Genomic DNA, 21,653 nt, shown 5'->3' with positions numbered 1-21,653 from the left:
GTAATTAAAAAAATTCAGATAGTAGCGAAACTATCTATTTTTTGTCTATTATATCATAATTTCGCTACTTTTTTATATAATAAAATTTTAAATACCCTTAAAATTTTACTTTTATATTTGTTTTTGGCAATATATGTTCCAATTCATTAATTAAATTTTCGTTTATATTAACCTTTATATGGTTCCATTTATATACCTGTTTTATATTTTCTGCGTATATATATATATCATTTTCTCCCGGGTATTTAGTTACTACCGATATTAAATCATTCACTAACTCTTTATTTTCTATAGAATTAATTTTCAAGTATAAAGTAGGCTTATCTTTATTCCCACTATCATTCATATCTCTTATTTCTCTAGCTATAAGTTTTGCATTTTCGTCTTCTTTTATACTCAATCTTCCATCTATATAAATAATTTTATCTTCTTGGATAATTGTATTATATTTTTGAAGAACTTGAGGAAAAACTATAACTTCTATAACTCCAAATAAATCTTCTAATTCAATTATGGCCATTAAATCATTTCGTTTTGTTGTTCTTATAGTTTTATTTATTACTATACCACCCATCGTTACTTCTCTTTCATTTAAATTTAGATAAGTAATATAGTCGTCTTTTATTTCATTTAATTCAGCATTGTTTATTGTAGTATTTCTTTTTATTTCATCTTTATATTGAGATAATGGATGCCCACTTACATACATTCCTAATACTTCTTTTTCTAAATAAAGTCTTTCTTTTTCTTCTAATTCTTTTACATGTGGTAATGTATACATACTTTGTATATCATTATTTATAGATTCATCCATCTCAAATCCATCAAATAATGAAACTTGTCCTGCTAAATTTTTCTTTCTATCCATAGATATACTTTCAAGAAGTTTTTCATATCCAAGAAGTAAGCTAGCTCTATTGTCGCCCATTTCATCAAAAGCTCCACATTTTATAAGACTTTCAATTATACGTTTATTTAGATCTTTTGAATCTAACCTTTTGCAAAACTCATTAAAATCTTTAAATTCTCCGCTACTTTCTCTTTCTTTTATTATATTATTTAATACATTTACACCTACATTTTTTACTGCTGCAAGCCCAAATCTTATACTTTTGTCTTCAACTGAAAATTTAGTAAAACTTTTATTTATATCTGGTTTTAAAACATCTATTTTTAGGCTATTACACTCTCTTATATATTCAACAACTTTATCTGTATTACCCATGACACTAGTTATTAAGGCTGCCATAAATTCTACAGGATAATGAGCTTTTAAATATGCTGTTTCATATGCTAATACTCCATATGCAGCGGCATGACTTTTATTAAATGCATACTTTGCAAAGTCAATCATATCATCGAAAATTTTGTTACCTATATCTTCAGGTACTCCATTTCTAACACATCCAGCTATTTCAAGTTCTCCATTTTCATCTGTCTTACCATGGATGAAATATTCTCTTTCTTTTTCCATTACATCCATTTTCTTTTTACCCATAGCTCTTCTAACCAAGTCACTACGTCCGTAACTATATCCACCTAAGTCTCTAACAACTTGCATTACCTGCTCTTGATAAACTAAACACCCATATGTAACTTCCATTATAGGTTTTAGTTTTTTATGAAGATATTCTACATTTTCAGGATTATTTTTATTATTTATATAAACTGGAATAGAATCCATAGGTCCCGGTCTGTATAAAGATATTCCGGCTACTATATCCTCAAAATTATCCGGTTTAAGCTGCTTCATAAAGCTTCTCATACCAGCACTCTCTAACTGGAATACCCCTAGAGTGTTTCCAGATGAAAGTAGTTCATAAACTTTAGGATCATCATACTCCATTTTAGAGAAGTTTATTTTTAGGTTATGATTTTTTTCTATTAAATCAAGTGCATCTCTTATTACTGTTAAAGTTCTTAGTCCTAAGAAGTCCATTTTTAATAGACCTAGTTCCTCTAAAGTTGTCATCGTAAACTGAGTAGTTATAGCATCTTGATGCTTATATAAAGGGACATACTCATCTATTGGCTTTTTAGATATAACAACTCCTGCAGCATGTGTTGATGCATGTCTTAACATTCCTTCTATTTTTCTTGAAACATCTATTATTTCTTTTGTCTCTGAATCTTCTTCATATAATTTTTTCAGATTAGGATTTGTATCTAATGCTTTATCTATTGTCATTCCTAGTGCAAAAGGAATTTCTTTTGCTATATTATCAACTTTGTTATAACTAACGTCTAATACCCTTCCAACGTCTCTTATAGCAGCTTTTGCTCCCATTGTTCCAAATGTTATGATCTGAGCAACATGATCTTCACCATATTTCCTTTTTACATAATCTATAACTTCTTCTCTACGCTCATAACAAAAATCTATATCTATATCGGGCATAGATACACGTTCTGGGTTTAAGAATCTCTCAAATAATAGAGAATATTTTATTGGGTCTATATCAGTAATGTATAAAGTGTATGAAACTATAGATCCAGCAGCACTACCTCTACCTGGGCCTACCATAATACTATTTTCTCTTGCAAAATTTATAAAGTCCCAAGTTATCAAGAAGTACTCTACGTAACCCATTTTCTCAATTACACCTAATTCATACTCTAATCTATCTAAAATCTCTTTTGAAGGCTTTTTATATCTCTCTTTAAGCCCCTTAAAGCATAACATCCTTAAATATTCTTGAGGTGTATATCCATCAGGAACATCGTATTGAGGTAAATGTATAGTATTGAAATCAAATTCAACATTACACATTTGTGCAATTTTAGAAGTGTTATCTAAAGCTTCTTGAACTTCAGGGAAAATTTCTTCCATTTCTTCTCTAGATTTAAGATAGAATTCATCACTCCCAAATCTCATTCTAGCTGGGTCATTTACAGTTTTACCCATTTGTATACACATTAATATATCATGTATCTTTGAATCTTCTTTTCTTACATAATGGACGTCATTAGTTGCTACCAATCCAATTCCAATTTCTTTAGAAAGTCTTATTAACTCTCTGTTAACTTCTTTTTGCTCAGGTAAATTATGATCTTGAATTTCTAAATAATAATTTTCTTCTCCAAAAATTTCTTTATACTTCAAAGCTATATTTTTAGCTTTATCATAATTTCTATTCATCAATGCTTGTGATACATCTCCTGCTAGACAAGCAGAAAGTGCAATGATACCTTCACTATGTTTTTTAATTTCATCTATATCAACTCTTGGTTTATAATAAAATCCTTGTACATATGCTGCTGATACTAACTTAATTAGATTTTGATATCCTGTAGTATCTTTAGCTAGAAGTATTAAATGTCCCTGAGATTTATCAAAATTAGGGTCTTTATCTTTCATTCCTCTAGGTGCTGTATAAACCTCACATCCTATAATCGGCTTTATTCCTTCTTTTTTTGCTACTTTAAAAAAGTCTATGGCCCCAAACATACATCCATGGTCAGTTATTGCAACTGCACTCATATTTAATTCTTTAGCCCTGTTTACTAAATTTTTTATTCTTGAAAAACCATCTAGCAAACTATATTCTGTATGAACATGTAAATGTACAAAATCTTTGCTCAAAGACCTCACCTCCTGCTTATAGAAGTAATTTTACCACAATATATCCCTCTTAATCAAAAAAAGAGGCATAATGCCTCTTATTCGAATTTCAATCTTAAATTATCTGCTATTTGTTCTATTTTCCTTAACCTATGGTTAACTGCTGATTTACTTAATTGAGGACTAGCCATTTCTCCAAGTTCTTTTAATGTTAAATCTTCATACTCTATTCTTAAAACTGCTATCTCTCTTAAGTTTGGTGGAATGTGATCTAATCCTACTTTTTGTTGTATATACTTTATATTTTCTATTTGCCTAACAGCTGCATTAACAGTTTTTGATAAATTAGCTGTTTCACAATTAACAATTCTATTTACGTTGTTTCGCATTTCTTTTACTATCTTTGTACTTTCAAGGCTTAATAAAGCTTGGTGAGCTCCTATTATATTTAATAAATCTGATATTTGTTCACTTTCTTTTAGATATACTACGTAATTATTTTTTCTAGATACAGTTTTTGAATTAAATCCTAACGAATTTATAAGATCCTTTAAGGACTCTGCAAATTCTTCATTATTTGTTACAAATTCTAGATGGTAATTTTTTTCTGGATCGCTAATAGAGCCTCCACCTAAAAAAGCACCTCTTATAAAAGCTCTAATACAGTCATTATCTTTAATAAGACCCTCAGGAACTTTATTCATCGTAAAGAAATAATCTTCTTGAGATAAAATACCTAACTCCCTTAATAAATTTTCCGCACCCATTTCACTAGTAACCATAAGTACATAACTGCTATTTCGTTTTAACATTTGATTTTTGTTTACCGATATCTCTGTGTTAATTCCAAAATTAGATTTTAATAATTTAAAAATCTTTCTAGCAGTCGAGTTTAACTCAGTACTTATTTTTAAATTTAATTTTTTATACCCAGCGATTTGTATACTTCCTGCTAATCTGACTATTGCAGAAAGTTCACTTATATTACAGCATTCATTATCCGAAAAAATTCTAGCTAACTCATTTTTTGTTTCTGCTGAAAAAGACATCTTTCATCACCTATAGTTAATTCTTTTTTAATCTTTTTTTAATCTCGTCTAAAGCAACTTTTATAATTTCTTTTTCATCGTCATATCTAGCTAAATCTACTACTCTATCTAAGTGAACAAACTTAGCATCGATGAAACCTTCCTCTTTTTGAGGAATAGTATCCATATTTCTTGCTTGCATTAAATACCAATATACAGTTTTATGAACTGCTTTATTTTCATCCCAATTTTCCTTGAAAGTATAATGTATTTCACCTAAATACTTTAGTATATCAGCCTTTACACCTGTTTCTTCTAGAACTTCTCTAAGTGCTGCATCTTCCTTATTCTCTCCAATTTCAACTTTTCCTTTAGGCAATACCCAGTCTCCATTAAATTTTCTAAGTAAGAGCACTGCATTACCAAACAATACTACGCCCCCGGCACTAACCTCTTCTCTCATTGGTGTTCACTCCTTAAAATAACATAATAATAAGGATTTCTACATAAATTTTTAAAATCCTTTTTTACTTCTCATTATCATAAATATGACTTAGTGCCAAATTAACAACTACATTAGATATGTAATCTGCATCGTGTCTTATATAGTTACTTTTTATTTCTACTAAATTACATTCTACCACTTTTATTCCCATATCTTCCAGTGTTTGTTTTTGTTTTTTGTCTAATAATACTTGGCTTGCACCATCTTTGTTATAAATTTCAAATACAGGTTTTGGTAAAACTTCATTGTTAGTTATTACTATATCAATTATATTTTCCCCACAATGTTTATTTATAGCATTTATATGGTCTACAACATTAAAGTTATCAGTTTCTCCAGGTTGAGTCATTATATTTGATATATACACTTTAGGAGCTTCAGATTCTTTTATTGCATCAATAACTCCATCTACTAATAAATTAGGCATTATACTTGTATATAAGCTTCCTGGACCTATAACAATAATATCTGTGTTTTTTATAGATTTAATAACTTCATCTAGTGGTTTAGCATTTTTAGGTTCTAGTTCTATGCTCTTAATTTTTGTATTTTGAACTCTCACTTGATTTGGTATGTTAGATTCACCTTTTACTATATTTCCGTTATCAAGATTTGCTATTAAATTTATATCTTCTAGCGTTACAGGTAAAACCCTACCTGTTATAGCAAAAACTTCACTCATTTTATAAACAGCCGTTTCAAAATTTCCGTAAACTCCATTCATAGCTGCTAAAAATAAATTTCCAAAACTTTGACCTTTTAAAGCACCATCTGTAAATCTATACTTCATGACAGCATCCATAGTAGGCTCCATATTAGCTAATGAAAGTAAACAGTTTCTTATATCTCCAGGAGGCAACATACCTAAATCTTCCCTTAATACTCCTGATCCTCCACCATCATCAGCAACAGTTACTACAGCCGTTATATTAGGAGTGTAATGTTTTAGTCCTCTTAAAAAGACTGATTGACCTGTTCCTCCTCCTATTACAACTACTCTAGGTTTTTCTTCTTTTATATTATTTTTTATAGTTTTATTAGAGTTTTCTTTTTTTTCTTTAAGGTATAAAAAAGCTACGCTTATTGAAAAAATCCACCCCACTAATCCTATAAAAATTATTACTGATGTCATAATTCCCTCCAAATTTTATCTAAGAGTGTAATCTCTATGTTTTTTTACAACTCTATAGCCCTTTTTGATCAAATCGTCATAAAGCAAATTAGAAATTGTTACAGATCTATGTCTTCCACCTGTACACCCAATAGCTATAACTAAATGATTCTTTCCTTCTTCAATATAATGAGGTATTAAGAAATCCACCATATCTTCTAACTTAGCAAAAAATTCTCTACTTACATCAGAGTCCATTACGTAATCTCTTACAACTTGATCTTCCCCTGTTTGAGGTCTTAACTCTTCTACATAATATGGATTTGGTAAAAATCTAACATCAAATACTAAATCTGAATCTATAGGTATTCCATGTTTAAATCCAAATGAAACTACAGATATTGTAAGTTTAGGAGTTTTTTCTCCTTCTATATATAACTTACTTATTTCATCTTTTAAATCCCTAGGTTTCATATTACTAGTATCAATTATACTATCAGCCTTATCCCTTAAAGTTTGAAGAATTTCTCTTTCCTCTTTTATTCCTTCTGTTATTTGAGTAGATTTAGCTAATGGATGATTTCTCCTAGTCATTTTATACCTTTTTACTAAAATATCATCTGCGCAATCTAAAAATAAAACTTCATATTTATAATTTTCTTTTTCTAAGTAACTTAAACTTTCATGTAATGTCTCAAAGAACTCTCTTCCTCTTATATCTATCCCTAAAGCCACTTTGTCTATATTAGAATTTCCTTGATAACATAACTCCGCAAATTTAGTTATAAGAGTTGGAGGTAAATTGTCTACGCAATAAAATCCAATATCTTCTAAAGATTTCATAGCTTCACTTTTTCCTGATCCAGATAATCCTGTTACTATTATAAATCTCATACTATCTCCCCCTCTTAAAGTTTAATATTTTTTATAAGGCTAAAATCCAAGCTTGCTTCTTTTGCAATTTCTAAGGCTTTTTCAAAATTACCAACGTTATTTGGAGTATGTGCATCTGATCCTATAACAAACTCTACGCCTATATTTTTCACCTTGTTTATTTGTTCAACACTCAAGTTGCCATGGTGTGAATTTATTTCTAGTAAAGTATTGTGTTTAGCAGCTGCCTTTGCCACTTCATCAATATATACGTCCCCTTTATCTCCAGGGTGAGTAACTATAAATAAATCATTGTTTTCAATAGCATTTATCACAGCTCTTGTGTTGTAATCTTTACAATGTCCTTTAATTCTTAAATAATTAAATGTATGATTAAGAGCACTTTTTATAGATGTGGGCATTGATCCAAAATGATAACCCGCCATAGTGTAATCTAACATTTTAGAGATTTTATAATCTACATCTATATTTCCTTTATCATCTAATATATTACATTCCATTCCTAAAAGTATTTCTATTTCAGTATACTTTTCATTAAGCCTGTCTATTTCTTCTCTCATTTTCGCTATATTATCATATTTAACTCCATATGCAATATGCTTATACCCATGATCTGATATACCTATCTTCTCGATATTTTTTTCAATAGCCACTTTTACATTATCTTCAATGCTTCCTTTTCCATGGCTGTATACAGTGTGAGTATGATAATCAGCTATTATTTTCATATTATTATTCATCTCCTAGTATTTTAACTTCCTCTTCTAGCATAATACCAAATTTAGAATTCACTATATTTTTAACTATATATATTAAATCTAGTATATCTTTAGCTGTCGCATTTCCTAAGTTAACTACGAACCCAGAGTGTTTTTCTGAAACTTGAGCTCCTCTTAAAGTTAATCCTTTTAATCCACTATCTTCTATTAGCTTTGCTGCAAAATAGCCTTCTGGTCTTTTAAATGTACTTCCTGCACTTGGTAGATTTAAAGGTTGTTTTGTCACTCTACTTTTTGTTAATTCTCTCATAGATTCTCTTATTTCTTCAAAGTTACCTTCTTTCAATTCTATAATTGCAGACAATACAATATATTCCTTTTTACTTATTATACTCTTTCTGTAAGAAAACTGCATTTCTTCATTACTTAATTCGCATATATTTCCTTCAAAATCCATAAGTTTAACACTTTTTACTATATCTTTCATTTCTCCGCCATATGCACCTGCATTCATAGCTACAGCTCCACCTAAAGTTCCTGGTATACCTGCTGCAAACTCAAACCCTGTAAGGCTTTCATTTAATATAGCTTTACCCATAAAAGAAAGTAATGCTCCTGATTGTGCATAAACAGTATTTCCTTCTATTCTAAACTCATTGAAATTGTCAGCTATTTTTATAACTACACCTCTTATTCCTCCATCTCTAACTAAAAGGTTTGATCCATTACCGACAATTAAGTATGGTATCTCTTCCTTTTTTAATAAAGATACTAAATCTTTTAGCTGTTCTTCATTTCTTGGTTTTACTAAAAAATCCGCTGGACCTCCTACTTTAAACGATATGTGATTTTTCATCGGTTCGTCTAAAAGTATGTCTTCCTTATTTAATATATTTAATAAATGTTTATATATAAATTCCTTATTCATTATATTTCCTCCTAATTGGTGTTCTTTATTCATTTAATTTCTTCTTTACATTAAAATTATCCATATACTATAATAATGTATTAAAAACAAAATAACAATATACAAAAAACCTTGAATTGAGACTAAAAAACGTTGATATAACTATCAACGTTTTTTATTTGCTATTAAAGTTTAATCAATCTTCTTTTAAATAACAATTATAATATATATATGGAACTATAATAGCCCCTCCAACTATATTACCAAGTGTAACTGCTATTAAGTTAAAGATTAATTGTAAAATTGATACATCAGCTCCTAGTGCCATTCCCATAGGAATAAAAAACATATTAGCTATACTATGTTCAAATCCACATAAAACAAATAACATAATAGGAAACCAACACGCAAAAATTTTAGAAACTATATCTTTTCCTGCGGTTGCAAACCATACAGCTAAAACAACAATAATATTGCACATTACTCCTTTTAAAAAAGCACTTGTAAATCCTAAGTTTGATTTACTTTGTGCTATATTTATAGACTTTATAGCCGCATCTTTAACCAAAGTATCACTAAAATAAACAAACGCCACAAGTATAATTGCTCCTATAAAATTTGTTATATATACTAATACCCAATTTCTAATCATTTCCTTCGTTGTTATTTTTTTATCCATAACCGCCATTGTCATAAGGTTATTTCCTGTAAATAACTCAGCTCCACAAACTACAACTAACATAAGTCCTATTGGAAATATACTTGCTCCTGCAAATTTTGCTAATCCTGGGTCTTTTATAGTCTGACTGATTAAAATATTACCTAACGCCCCTAACCCTATAAATAAACCTGCTAAAATGCCTAGTAATATACTTTTTTTCGTAGATAATTTTGATTTCTTTATCCCCGATTCTACAGTTGCATTCGCTATTTCTATTGGAGTCAAAAAATTTTTATCCATAAAAACTCCCCCTAAAATTTATATATTTAATTATATGAAGCTTGTTGTAATTAATTTCACAAATAATTAGAAACATTACTATAATTTAAAATTCATTTTTAAATTTATCAAAATCTAGTCAAGCCAAGACTTTGACTAAACTTTCTCAATGTTTTAAATTTAATTAAATAAAATAATTTTTTATTTCCTAAATTTTGTATTTTCTTGTATGTCGTTTTTTGTATACAAAAGAATTAATTTGTTGTATAATTGTTGAAGTTGTGTATTTATAAAATTTTTAAATTAATTATAATATTTTTTATATTAGGAGGAATTTTAAATGAGTGATAAAAAAATGCTTACACCTGCTGAAGTTGCTGAGTATACTTTACATGCAGGAATAAAAAAAGCTACTACTCCAACTAAAAAAGTTTTAGTTTCTGCATTTTTAGCTGGAATGTATATAGCTTTAGGAGCTTTAGGTTCTATTGCTGCATCATATAACTTATTAGCTAATCCAGCTACTTACGGATTAGGAAAAATGGTTGCTGGACTTATGTTCCCTGCTGGTCTAGTACTTATATTAATAGCAGGTGGAGATTTATTTACAAGTAACATTCTTATAACACTAGCAGCGTTAAAGAAAAAAGTAACTTGGGGCCAAACTTTTAAAAACTGGTCTTTAGTTTGGATCGGAAACTTAATAGGTGCTGCTTTTGCTGCCGCTTTAGTTGCTAAATCTGGTGTATTTGACTGGAGTAATGGTTTATACGGTGGAGTTGTTATAAAAACTGCTGTTGGTAAATCAAACATAGAATTCTTTGCAGCTATAGCTTCAGGTGTAGTATGTAACTTATTAGTTTGTGCTACTGTTTGGGCTTCATATGCAGCTAAGTCTGTTTCAGGAAAAGTAATAATGGGTTGGTTAGGAATATTCGTATTCGTATGTATCGGAGTAGAACACGTTGTTGCTAATATGGGATATCTATTAGCTGGTCTAATGGTTAAATTAAACCCAACATATTTAGAAGCAGCTCATAAAACTTTAGCTGATGTTGCAAACTTTAACTTTGGAAATGTTTTATTACATAACTTCCTACCAGTTACTATAGGTAACATAATAGGTGGTATGATAATCGCAGGATCTTACTACTTCTTATTTATGAGTAAAAACGAAAATTAATATTATATATTGTTAAACCCTCTTATTATGTATAAGAGGGTTTTTATATGGTTAAATTTTTGTCTTTTTGTTATAATTAATATAATTATCCAATTACGTAAAATGCATTTCAAGGAGGGGATTATCATTTTATCTGTAATTTTTTCATATGAATTTTGGGTTATAGCTCTATATATTATTAACTTTTTAGTCATTCTTAATATGATATTTAGAGAAAGAAGAAGTATAGAATCTTCAGTTGCTTGGATTTTAATTTTAACAATAGTTCCTCCAGCAGGTTTTGTTTTATATATAGTGTTTGGTAGAAAAATGAACAAAGTTAATATGTTCAAATTAAAAAAAGAGGAAGATAAAAAATTAAAAAGCAGAATGATTGAATCTGCAGATTTCTTACAGTACTCAGAGAAATTTGAACCTAGTATAGTAGAACATAGAGATATGATTTACTCTTTAGCTACCTTAAATAGCGCTCCATATACTACAAACAATAAAGTTTCAATTTATACTGATGGTTACGAATTCTTTGATGAATTAAAAGCTCAATTAAAAAAAGCTAAAAAATATATTCATATTGAGTTTTATATTTTTAAAGACGATGGAATAGGAAATGAAATTTTAGATATTCTTATTGAAAAACTTTCTGAAGGTGTAGAGGTTAGACTTCTATATGATACAGTTGGAAGTAGACTTTTATCTGAAAAAGGAATTCAAAGGCTAAGAAAAGCTGGGGGTAAGATCGGAGCTTTCTTCCCTTCATTCTTAAAGATAATAAACTTCAACTTAAACTTTAGAAATCACCGTAAAATAGTTGTAATCGACGGCGAAGTAGGATTTGTTGGTGGATTTAATGTTGGAGATGAGTACTTAGGAAAAGATCCTAAGTTTGGTTACTGGAGAGATACTCATACTAAAATAGTAGGATCTGCAGTAAATGATTTAAATCTTAGATTTATGATGGACTGGAGATATACTACTCATGAAGATATTAGTTTTACTAAATATTTAAATGATGATATTAATCCGTATAACGGCAATGTAGGAATACAAATAGTTAATAGTGGTCCTGATTTATCAGAAATAGACGAAATTAAATATGGATACTTAAAAATGATTCAAAAAGCTAAAAAATATTTATATATCCAATCTCCATATCTTATATTAAATAGTTCTTTGCTTGATGCTCTAAAAATAGCATGTTTATCAGGTGTAGATGTAAGAATAATGATTCCATCTAAACCAGATCATCCATTTGTATATTGGGCAAGCTACTCTTATGCTGGAGAACTTTTAAAATTTGGAGCTAAGATTTATACTTATGATAAGAATGCTTTTCTTCATTCAAAAACAGTAGTTATAGATGACTCAATTTGTTCTATAGGTACTGCAAATATGGATATCCGTAGTTTTGAACTTAATTTTGAAGTCAATGCATTTATGTATTGCTCTGATGTTGCAATTAAACAAAAAGAGATATTTGAAGCAGATATAGAAAAATGTGTACAAGTAACTCAGGAAATGTATGATAACAGATCTAGAGTTATTCAGTTTAAAGAATCTATATCAAGACTTCTATCTCCTGTTTTATAAAACAAAAACACCTAAAATAAATATATTATTTTGGGTGTTTTTATTTTATTTTTTGTTATTTTTTTATTTTTTGAAAATTTAGAAATTTGCTAAAAACTTTATAGTAAATACGCTATAATATGTATATCACGACAAATATATTAATATATTATAAAAATAAAGTTTTAGTTTAATATCAAGGAGGTTCTGTATGTGTAGATGTTCTCAATGTAACAATGATGTATTTGAAGAATTAGATGAATTTATAGATTCTTTACCTACTAAAAAAGGGGCTCTAATTCAAGTTTTACACCATGCACAAGGTCTATTTGGTTATTTACCAAAAGAAGTGCAACTTCATATTGCAAAAAAATTAGATGTATCACCAGCTAAAGTTTATGGTGTTGTAAGTTTTTACTCTTACTTTACCACTGAACAAAAAGGTGAATATAAGATAAGTGTCTGTCTAGGCACGGTTTGTTTCGTAAAAGGTGCAGACAAAATACTTGCTGAATTTGAAAAACAATTGGGGATTAAATCTGGGGAAACTACATCTGACCTTATGTTCTCTCTTGAAGGTCTTAGATGTGTTGGAGCTTGTGGCCTAGCTCCTGTAGTTGTTGTAAATGGAAAAGTTTATGGTCAAGTTAAGGTTGATCAAGTAAAACATATAATAGCTGAATATAAACAAATAGAAGCTACTTGTTAATTAAGGGGGAAGGGAATAGATGAGTAAAATAAAGTCATTTAATGAGTTAAGAGATCTAATCGATGAGTTAAAACCAAATTTATCTTTAAGAAATAATACAATCGATGAAAATAGTAAAAAAGAATTACTAGTTTGTGGGGATACAGGCTGTAGAGCTGCAAATAGTATGCCTATAATCGATAGTCTGAAAGCCGAAATAAAAAATGCAGGCTTAGAAGATATTGTGAGTGTATCTTTAACAGGTTGTTTTGGTTTTTGTGCTCAAGGTCCAATTGTTAAGGTTCATCCTGATAACGTTTTCTATGTAAAAGTTAGTGCCGATGATGCCAAAGAAATTGTTCAAGAACATTTAGTAAAAGGAAATGTAGTAGATAGATTGTTGTATTTGGAAGCTTCAGAAAATAAAAAGGTACATGCTTCTGAGGATATTTCTTTTTATAAACAACAAATGCGTATAGCTCTACATAATTGTGGATATATAAATCCTGAAAAAGTTGAAGATTATATAGCAAGCGATGGTTACTTAACGCTTGGTAAATGTATAACTGAGTTAACACCTGAACAAGTTATAGAAGAAGTAAAAGTTTCAGGACTTAGAGGTAGAGGCGGTGCAGGATTCCCAACAGGAATAAAATGGGAAGCTACTAGAAAATCTATCTCTGATCAAAAGTATGTTGTTTGTAATGCAGATGAAGGTGATCCTGGTGCATTTATGGATAGATCTATATTAGAAGGAGACCCGCATAAAGTTCTAGAGGCTATGGCTATTTGTGGTTATGCAGTAGGTTCAGATACTGGTTATATTTATATAAGAGCTGAATATCCACTTGCTATAGAAAGACTTCAACTAGCTATATCTCAAGCTAAAAATTTAGGACTTCTTGGTAATAATATATTAGGAACTGATTTTAACTTTAATATAGAACTTAAATACGGAGCTGGTGCATTCGTCTGTGGTGAAGGTACAGCATTAATGAGATCAATAGAAGGTAATCGTGGAGAACCTAGAATGAAAACTTATAGCTCGACTAAAAAAGGTCTTTGGGATGTTCCAACTTGTGCAAATAACGTTGAGACTTTTGCCAATATACCTCCTATTTTAAGCAATGGCGGTAATTGGTATAAAAATATAGGAACTGAGAAATCTTCTGGAACTAAAGTTTTTGCTCTTGGAGGAAAGATAAATAATGTAGGACTTGTTGAAATACCAATGGGTACAACTCTAAGAGATGTAATATATAATATAGGCGGTGGTATACCGGATGGTCGAGAGTTTAAAGCAGTACTTACAGGTGGTCCATCTGGAGGTTGTATTCCTTCTGATTACTTAGATACTCCTATAGATTTTGATAATTTAAGTAACCTAGGTTCTATGATGGGTTCAGGAGGTATGCTTATTTTAGATGATACTGACTGTATGGTTGATATCGCCAAGTTCTTCTTAGGATTCACAGTCGAAGAATCTTGCGGTAAATGTACACCTTGTCGTATAGGTAATAAGAGACTACTTGAAATATTAACAAAAATAACAGATGGAAAAGGTACGGAACAAGATTTAATAGATTTAGAAAATTTATCTAAAACTATAGTAAGTACATCTTTATGTGGATTAGGAAAATCTGCTCCTAACCCAGTTCTAAGTACTCTTAACTATTTCTATGATGAATATAAATCTCATGTTATTGATAAGAAATGTCCTTCTGGCAAATGCCAAGCACTATTAAACTTTGTTATAACTGATTCATGTATAGGGTGTACAAAATGTTCTAAAGTTTGCCCTGCTGGATGTATATCTGGTTCAGCTAAAGAAAAGCATGAAATAGATGTATCAAAATGTTTGAAATGTGGAGCTTGCATGGACAACTGTAAATTTAATGCAATAATTAAGAGATAAGGGGGATAATCGATGAGTCTAGTTAATTTAACTATAAATGGTAAAAATATATCTGTTGAGAACGAAACTACAATACTTGATGCAGCTAAAAAATTAAATATAAAAATTCCAACATTATGTCATCTTCATATGGATGAAATAAATATGCATAATAAATGCGCTTCTTGCCGTGTATGTATGGTTGATACTAAAAGAGGTTTAGTACCTGCTTGTGCTACTAATGTTAAGGAAGGTATGGAAGTTCAAACTAATACTCCTCGTGCTTTAAATGCAAGAAGAACTGTAGTTGAACTTTTATTATCAGACCATCCTCAAGATTGTTTGGTTTGTGATAAAAATGGAAATTGCGAACTTCAAACTATTGCTCATGACTTAGGAGTAAGAAATATAACTTATCAAGGTGAAAAAACTAATTTAGGAATTGATAATTCTAGTAAGTCTATAGTTAAAAACCATGATAAGTGTATACTTTGCAGAAGATGTGAAACTATGTGTAGTGAAATACAAAAGGTAGGAGTTTTATCAGGAGTTAATCGTGGATTTGAAACTATGGTATCTACATTCTTTAACGAAGATATGGCTAAAACTAACTGTTCTTTCTGCGGGCAATGCGTTGCTGTCTGTCCTACAGGAGCTTTATCTGAAGTTAATAATATAGATTTAGTTTGGGATGAAATTAATAACCCTGAAAAGACAACAGTGGTTCAAGTTGCTCCAGCTGTAAGAGTTGCTTTAGGTGAAGAATTTGGGCTTGCACCAGGTACTATAACTACTGGAAAGATGGTTTCTGCTCTTAAGTTATTAGGTTTTAAATATGTATTTGATACAAACTTTGCAGCTGATATAACTATACTTGAAGAGGCTTCTGAATTTATAAATAGATTAAAGGAAAATAAAAATTTACCAATTTTAACAAGTTGCTGCCCTGCTTGGATAAACTACTTAGAACACCATTATCCTGAATGTTTAAATTTAGCTTCTAGCTGTAAGTCTCCTCAAAACATGTTTGGAGCTATAGCTAAAAACTACTTTACTTCTAAAATAAATATATCTCCTAAAGATATAACTGTAGTTTCTGTTATGCCTTGTATCGCAAAAAAATATGAAGTTTCTAGAACTGAACTAGGAAATGATGGTATTTTAGATGTTGACGTATCTATCACTACTAGAGAACTTGCTAAAATGATAAAAGAATCTGGAATAGATTTTTTAAATTTAGATGATGAAAATTTCGATAATCCAATGGGCGAATCTACAGGTGCGGCCGATATATTCGGTACTACAGGAGGCGTATTAGAAGCTGCTCTTCGTACATCTTACGAATGGGTTACTGGTCAAGAACTAGAAAGTTTAGATTTTAAATCTGTTAGAGGTCTTGATGGAATAAAAGAAGCTAGTATTACTATTGGAGACTCAATAATAAATGTTTGCGCTGCTAGTAGTTTAGGAAATGCAAAGAAAATAATGGATGATGTTAAAGCTGGTAATTCGAAGTATCACATAATAGAAATAATGGCTTGTCCTGGAGGATGTATAGCAGGAGCAGGTCAACCGTATCACCGTGGAGATTATTCTATAGTTAAATCAAGATCTGAGGGATTATACAATATAGATTCTAATAAAGAAATCCGTAAATCTCATAAAAATCCTGCAGTAAATACACTATATGATGAGTTTTTAGGCAATCCATGTGGCGATTTAGCTCATAAATATCTTCATACTCACTACTTCGATAAAAGTAACTTTTTCGAATGTGATGAAGAATTAGCTAAAGCTACTGAATAGTAAATTTGCTTATATTAAACATAAAAATAAGGTGTGACAAATCGTCACACCTTATTTATTTTTATCTATTAAAGTCGCTAACTTCTTTGTAAACTCTTTTGCTGCGTCATATCCCATACGCTTTTGTCTAAAGTTCATAGCTGCAACTTCTAAAATCATAGCTGTATTTCTTCCTGGTTTTACTGGAACGATTAGTTTTTCTACATCTATTCCTAATATTTCCTCATACTCTTTATCTAATCCCAATCTATCATAATAAGTCTTATCATTCCAAGATTCTAATCGTATAACTAAATCTATAACCTTAGAATCTTTAACAGCACCTATTCCATACATGCTTCTTACATCTATTATACCTATGCCTCTTATTTCCATAAAATGTCTTAATACTTCTGGAGCTTGTCCCATAAGTATATTCTCATCAACTTTAGTTATTTCTACTGCATCATCCGCTATTAATCTATGTCCTCTTTGAACTAGTTCTAAAGCTGTTTCTGATTTACCAACACTACTTTCCCCTCTTATTAACACTCCAACGCCAAATACATCCACTAAAACCCCATGTATAGTAGTTGTAGGAGATAATTTTGAGTCTAGGTAATTAGATAATTTATTTATTAATCTGGTAGTATTACGTTTTGTTGCTAAAACTACTCTATTATGTTTTTTAGCCATTTCTATAACATCATCTTTTACTGTTAAACCTCTAGAAACTATTAAAGCTGGCACTTCATAACTAAAAAATTTATCTAGAACTGATCTTCTTACGTTCTTGTCCATATGACTAAAGTAAGTATACTCTGTTCTTCCTACTATTTGGATTCTATCATAAGTAAAGTGTTCAAAATAACCTGCAAACTGTAAACCTGGTCTGTGTATATCTTGATAGTGAACATAATATTCTACATCATCAGGTAAATTTACTACTTCTAAATCTAAATCTTTTATTAATTGCCTAATTGAAACTGACTTTTCACTTCTCTCATTATCTATTTCCATTGTGTAATTTACTCCTTTATAAAAGTTATTTGTTGTTAAAAAATTTAAATACACTTTCTGCTGAAGACTTATTCATTCCCTCTACTTCTAATAAATCTTCGAAACTAGCAACTTTTATTTCTTCTATGCTTTTAAAGTGACTCAATAATGCTTTCTTTCTTTTTTCTCCTATTCCTTGTATATCATCTAACACTGATTTTGTCAAAGATTTATTCCTTAAACTTCTATGATATGAAATAGCATAGTTGTGAACCTCTTCTTGTATACTTGCTACAAATCTATACAAATTAGATGTTTTATCGAGCTCTATTTCTTTTTCCTGGGAAATTAATCCTTTTGTTCTATGTTTATCGTCTTTATACATTCCCCATAGAGGAATATTGACACCATATCTGTCTAAAACCTTTTTGACTGCGCTTACTTGACCTTTTCCCCCATCTAACAGTATTAAATCTGGAAAGTTTTCATACTTTATTCTTCTTTCCACTATTTCTGCCATAGAGTCATAATCATTTGGCCCTTCAACTGTTTTTATCTTATATCTTCTATACTCTTTTTTATCCTTTTTACCATCTGTAAATACAACCATTGATCCAATAGAATCTACACCCTGTATATTTGATATATCAAATGATTCTATTCGTTTTGGTGTATCTTTCAATCCTAAAATATTCTTAAGTTCTTCAAGAGCACCTATACTCTTTTGATACTTTAATTTATTTAGATTTGAGAACTTTTCTAGATATTCAATAGCATTTTTTCTAACCATTTCTATCAAATTCTTCTTGTCCCCCTTCTGAGGAACCTTTATATTTACCTTTTGACCTTTTTTATCTGTTAACCATTCTTCTAAAACAAAACTGTCTTCTATCTCATCTTCTATTATAATTTCTTTAGGTATATAATCTTGAGATATATAAAACTGTTTAACAAAAGATGATAAAATAGATTTACGAGAACTATCCATAACACCTTCTAAAATAAAGTGTTCTCTTCCAACTATTTTTCCATTTCTTATAAAAAACACTTGTACACAAGCTTCGTCATGCGCTCTAGCCATAGCTATTATATCTTGATTTAAATCTGAAGTCCCTGAGTCTATTTTTTGTTTTTGAACCATGTCTTCTAAACTTTTAATTTTATCTCTATAAATTGCTGCATCTTCAAAATTAAAATCCATTGCACATTTATTCATCTTTTCTTTTAAAATTTCTATTAATCTTTCTTCTTTACCAGATAAAAATAAAATTACTTCCTCTATCATTTTATTATATTCTTCTTTACTTACTTCACCTGTGCAGGGTCCTATACATTTTTTAATATGTTTATTTAAACATGGGCGAACTTTATTTGCTATCGCTTTTTCTATATCTATATTGCATGTTCTTATAGGATACGTATTTCTTATTATCTCAAGAGTATCATTTACAGCAGTTATATTTGTGTATGGTCCAAAATATTTAGCCTTATCCTTTAAAACCTTTCTTACTTTTAAAACCCTTGGATAATCTTCATTTACAGTTACTTTTATATATGGGTATGTCTTATCATCTCTAAGAAGCACATTATACTTAGGTCTATATTGCTTTATCAAGTTACATTCTAAAATTAATGCTTCTAATTCTGAATCAGTTATTATATATTCAAATTTGGCAATGTTCTTTACCATTGATTTTACTTTCGATGTATGATTTTTAGAAGATTGGAAGTATTGCCTTACTCTATTTTTAAGAGATATAGCTTTTCCAACATATATAATCTTATCATTTTCATTTTTCATTAAATAAACCCCAGGTTCTGCTGGAAGCTTTTTTAACTGTTCTTGTATATCAAACATTATTTCACCTCGGCTTTAATTTATAATAAAATTATACCCTAAATCACATTCAAATAATAAGATATTTAAAGTAAGTCTTAAAATAATTAAAGAAGGATAAATACAAGTTTTAATAACTTTAAAAGCCTTTCGTAGCTTAAAGTCCAACTTATATTTATCCTTCTAATTTAAATCATTTTGTATTCAAGATTTTTATTTCTTTGCTTTTCCTCCATTAACTTGTAAGAAATATGTTCCTGCATCTTCTCTTGTTTTAAACTCTGGAGAATCTTTGTATTTATCAACATTTTCAGAAGTTAATCCTACTATATCTATAGATCCTGTCTCATATAAGTTAAGAGCTGCATTTGCATCCTTAACTATCTTAGTATTTACTTTATCTATCTTAACTGAGCTTGCATCCCAATAATTTGGATTTTTACTCATTGTAAATACATCTTCTATTTTCCAAGTACTTAATGTAAATGGTCCATTATAGTATATCTTATCTGCTGCAGTTCCGTATTCACTTCCAAATTCTTTTACAGCTTTTTCATTTTGTGGTAAGAATGATTTAAAGAACATTAAACTATCAAAGTAGTGAACTGGTCTTACTAAATCTACTTTTAATGTATAATCATCTACTGCTTTTATTCCTACACCATCTGCATTATCTGTTTTTCCTAAGTTGAAATCTTTAGCTCCTACTATATCATACATAATGAATCCGTAAGTTGATGCTGTCGCTGGATCTAAAGTTCTCTTCCATGAATATTCAAAGTCTTTAGCCGTTACTGGGTCTCCATTTGACCATTTAGCATCTTTTCTTAAATGGAAAGTCCATGACTTACCGTCTTCTGATTTTTCCCATTTCTCAGCAGTTCCTGGAATTAGCTTACCATCTTTGTCTTGTTTAACTAATCCTTCCATAGTATTCATCAATACTTCTGATGAAACTGTATCTGTAGCTTTACTTATATCCAATGTAGGTATATCTGATGTAAGAGATAAGTTAAGTTCTTTTTTACCTTCTCCTAATTCTACCCAATTATATATTGCTGGAACGCCAAATGACGGAGTAAGTCTTCCACTTACATATGGTTTCTGAAGGTAAGATGCTCCTTTTTGATAAAGAGGAGATAAGAATCCATCTTCTAACATCATTTTTTCAGCTTGTGCATATTTTTCCCAACTTTCTTTTTGACTTCCAGCTGTTTTACCTTCTTCTATAAGCTTATCGTATTCTGAATTGTTATATCCTGTATTTCTAGCATATTGTAATCCACTTTGCATAGTCTCTAAGAATGTTAATGGGTCTGGGTAATCTGGTGACCATCCTGAATGAGCAAGTTGGAAATCTCCTTTTTCTTCTAATGCAAGTTTTTGTTTAAATGGCTGTACTTTTATCTCTACTTTTAATCCTGGTAATGCATTTTGAAGTTCTGCTTGCATAAATTCAACTTCTTTTTTAGCACTTTCTGAATCAAATGATAATAATTCTAATGTTACAGTATCAAATCCAACCTCTTCTTTAGCTTTTTCCCATAGTTTAGTAGCTTCTTCTTTGTTGTATTTATAACCCATTTCTCCAGCTACTTCTCTATAGTCTTTACCATCTTCATTAAAGGCTAATTTTTCTGCAACTATATAGTCAGCTGCTGTACTTCCATTGTTTATTATTGTGTCGCATAGAGTTTCTTTATCTATAGCCATAGATATAGCTGCTCTTGCATTTTTGTTAGCAAGCACTTCATATGGATCTCCTGCTGCTCCACTTCCTGATGAGGAACCACCACTGTTACTACATCCAACCATACTCATTACAGTTATTGCTGCAGTAGCACTCATTAAGGCCATTTTCTTTTTAAAAACCATTGAATTACCTCCCCAAATAAGTTAATTTTTAAGTACTTTTGTGATAATGCATATATATGTTTTTATATTATATGTGCCTAAATTTGTCCTTAATTCCTAAATTTATATTTTTATAAGAAAATAGCAGGAATATATAAATTTTGATACATTCCTGCTATTT

The 21,653-nt window shown here is 29.9% G+C and carries 16 protein-coding genes; 5 read left to right on the top strand and 11 right to left on the bottom strand.

Features of this window, described 5'->3' with window-relative positions:
- Positions 1-97: 97 nt before the first annotated feature.
- The 8 genes from RWY47_RS00330 to RWY47_RS00295 all read right to left on the bottom strand — a co-directional run bounded on the left by RWY47_RS00330 (position 98) and on the right by RWY47_RS00295 (position 9,687).
- A complete protein-coding gene (locus RWY47_RS00330; RefSeq protein WP_150886695.1) occupies positions 98-3,583 on the bottom strand; it encodes a DNA polymerase III subunit alpha in 3,486 nt (1,161 codons plus the stop codon).
- Positions 3,584-3,660: 77 nt separating this feature from the next.
- Positions 3,661-4,611 carry a DNA-binding protein WhiA gene (whiA, locus tag RWY47_RS00325; protein WP_021430259.1) on the bottom strand — a complete coding sequence of 317 codons (951 nt, stop codon included), beginning with the start codon at positions 4,609-4,611 and terminating at the stop codon, positions 3,661-3,663.
- 16 nt (positions 4,612-4,627) lie between these two features.
- The gene (locus RWY47_RS00320; RefSeq protein WP_021430207.1) at positions 4,628-5,053 is read right to left on the bottom strand and encodes an NUDIX hydrolase; all 426 of its coding nucleotides are present in this window, start codon (positions 5,051-5,053) and stop codon (positions 4,628-4,630) included.
- 64 nt (positions 5,054-5,117) lie between these two features.
- Positions 5,118-6,227: a gluconeogenesis factor YvcK family protein gene (locus RWY47_RS00315; protein WP_150841571.1), complete on the bottom strand. Its 1,110-nt coding sequence runs from the start codon at positions 6,225-6,227 to the stop codon at positions 5,118-5,120.
- 15 nt (positions 6,228-6,242) lie between these two features.
- Complete coding sequence (gene rapZ, locus RWY47_RS00310) at positions 6,243-7,100, bottom strand: RNase adapter RapZ (RefSeq protein ID WP_021434159.1); 858 nt, start codon at positions 7,098-7,100, stop codon at positions 6,243-6,245.
- 14 nt (positions 7,101-7,114) lie between these two features.
- Entirely contained in the window at positions 7,115-7,828 is a 714-nt protein-coding gene (locus tag RWY47_RS00305; protein WP_150841572.1) for a PHP domain-containing protein, read from the bottom strand.
- Between the two features lie 4 nt (positions 7,829-7,832).
- Positions 7,833-8,747: a UDP-N-acetylmuramate dehydrogenase gene (gene murB, locus RWY47_RS00300; protein ID WP_021430181.1), complete on the bottom strand. Its 915-nt coding sequence runs from the start codon at positions 8,745-8,747 to the stop codon at positions 7,833-7,835.
- A 175-nt stretch (positions 8,748-8,922) separates the two neighbouring features.
- Complete coding sequence (locus RWY47_RS00295) at positions 8,923-9,687, bottom strand: formate/nitrite transporter family protein (RefSeq protein ID WP_224170489.1); 765 nt, start codon at positions 9,685-9,687, stop codon at positions 8,923-8,925.
- 319 nt (positions 9,688-10,006) lie between these two features.
- Between RWY47_RS00295 and RWY47_RS00290 the strand changes: the two genes are divergently transcribed.
- From RWY47_RS00290 to RWY47_RS00270, 5 genes are all read left to right on the top strand, one after another.
- A complete protein-coding gene (locus RWY47_RS00290) occupies positions 10,007-10,849 on the top strand; it encodes a formate/nitrite transporter family protein (protein WP_021430150.1) in 843 nt (280 codons plus the stop codon).
- A 102-nt stretch (positions 10,850-10,951) separates the two neighbouring features.
- Positions 10,952-12,436, top strand: a complete 1,485-nt coding sequence (gene cls, locus RWY47_RS00285; protein ID WP_029878155.1) for a cardiolipin synthase — start codon at positions 10,952-10,954, stop codon at positions 12,434-12,436.
- A 190-nt stretch (positions 12,437-12,626) separates the two neighbouring features.
- Positions 12,627-13,124, top strand: a complete 498-nt coding sequence (locus RWY47_RS00280) for an NADH-quinone oxidoreductase subunit NuoE family protein (RefSeq protein ID WP_224170488.1) — start codon at positions 12,627-12,629, stop codon at positions 13,122-13,124.
- A 19-nt stretch (positions 13,125-13,143) separates the two neighbouring features.
- The gene (locus tag RWY47_RS00275) at positions 13,144-15,018 is read left to right on the top strand and encodes an NADH-quinone oxidoreductase subunit NuoF (RefSeq protein WP_224170487.1); all 1,875 of its coding nucleotides are present in this window, start codon (positions 13,144-13,146) and stop codon (positions 15,016-15,018) included.
- Between the two features lie 12 nt (positions 15,019-15,030).
- The gene (locus RWY47_RS00270; RefSeq protein ID WP_021430284.1) at positions 15,031-16,803 is read left to right on the top strand and encodes an NADH-dependent [FeFe] hydrogenase, group A6; all 1,773 of its coding nucleotides are present in this window, start codon (positions 15,031-15,033) and stop codon (positions 16,801-16,803) included.
- Between the two features lie 51 nt (positions 16,804-16,854).
- On the opposite strand, the gene hprK is transcribed toward RWY47_RS00270, so the two are convergent.
- From hprK to RWY47_RS00255, 3 genes are all read right to left on the bottom strand, one after another.
- Complete coding sequence (hprK, locus tag RWY47_RS00265; protein ID WP_021430144.1) at positions 16,855-17,802, bottom strand: HPr(Ser) kinase/phosphatase; 948 nt, start codon at positions 17,800-17,802, stop codon at positions 16,855-16,857.
- 25 nt (positions 17,803-17,827) lie between these two features.
- Complete coding sequence (gene uvrC / locus RWY47_RS00260; protein ID WP_021430137.1) at positions 17,828-19,639, bottom strand: excinuclease ABC subunit UvrC; 1,812 nt, start codon at positions 19,637-19,639, stop codon at positions 17,828-17,830.
- A 192-nt stretch (positions 19,640-19,831) separates the two neighbouring features.
- Positions 19,832-21,493 carry an ABC transporter substrate-binding protein gene (locus RWY47_RS00255; RefSeq protein WP_051391415.1) on the bottom strand — a complete coding sequence of 554 codons (1,662 nt, stop codon included), beginning with the start codon at positions 21,491-21,493 and terminating at the stop codon, positions 19,832-19,834.
- Positions 21,494-21,653 lie beyond the last annotated feature (160 nt).

The sequence above is a fragment of the Paraclostridium sp. MRS3W1 genome (genome assembly GCF_032465715.1).
In the GTDB taxonomy this organism is placed as follows: Bacteria; Bacillota; Clostridia; order Peptostreptococcales; family Peptostreptococcaceae; genus Paraclostridium; species Paraclostridium dentum.
Note: the sequence above shows the minus strand (reverse complement) of the source record. Positions and strands in the feature narration are given on the sequence as shown.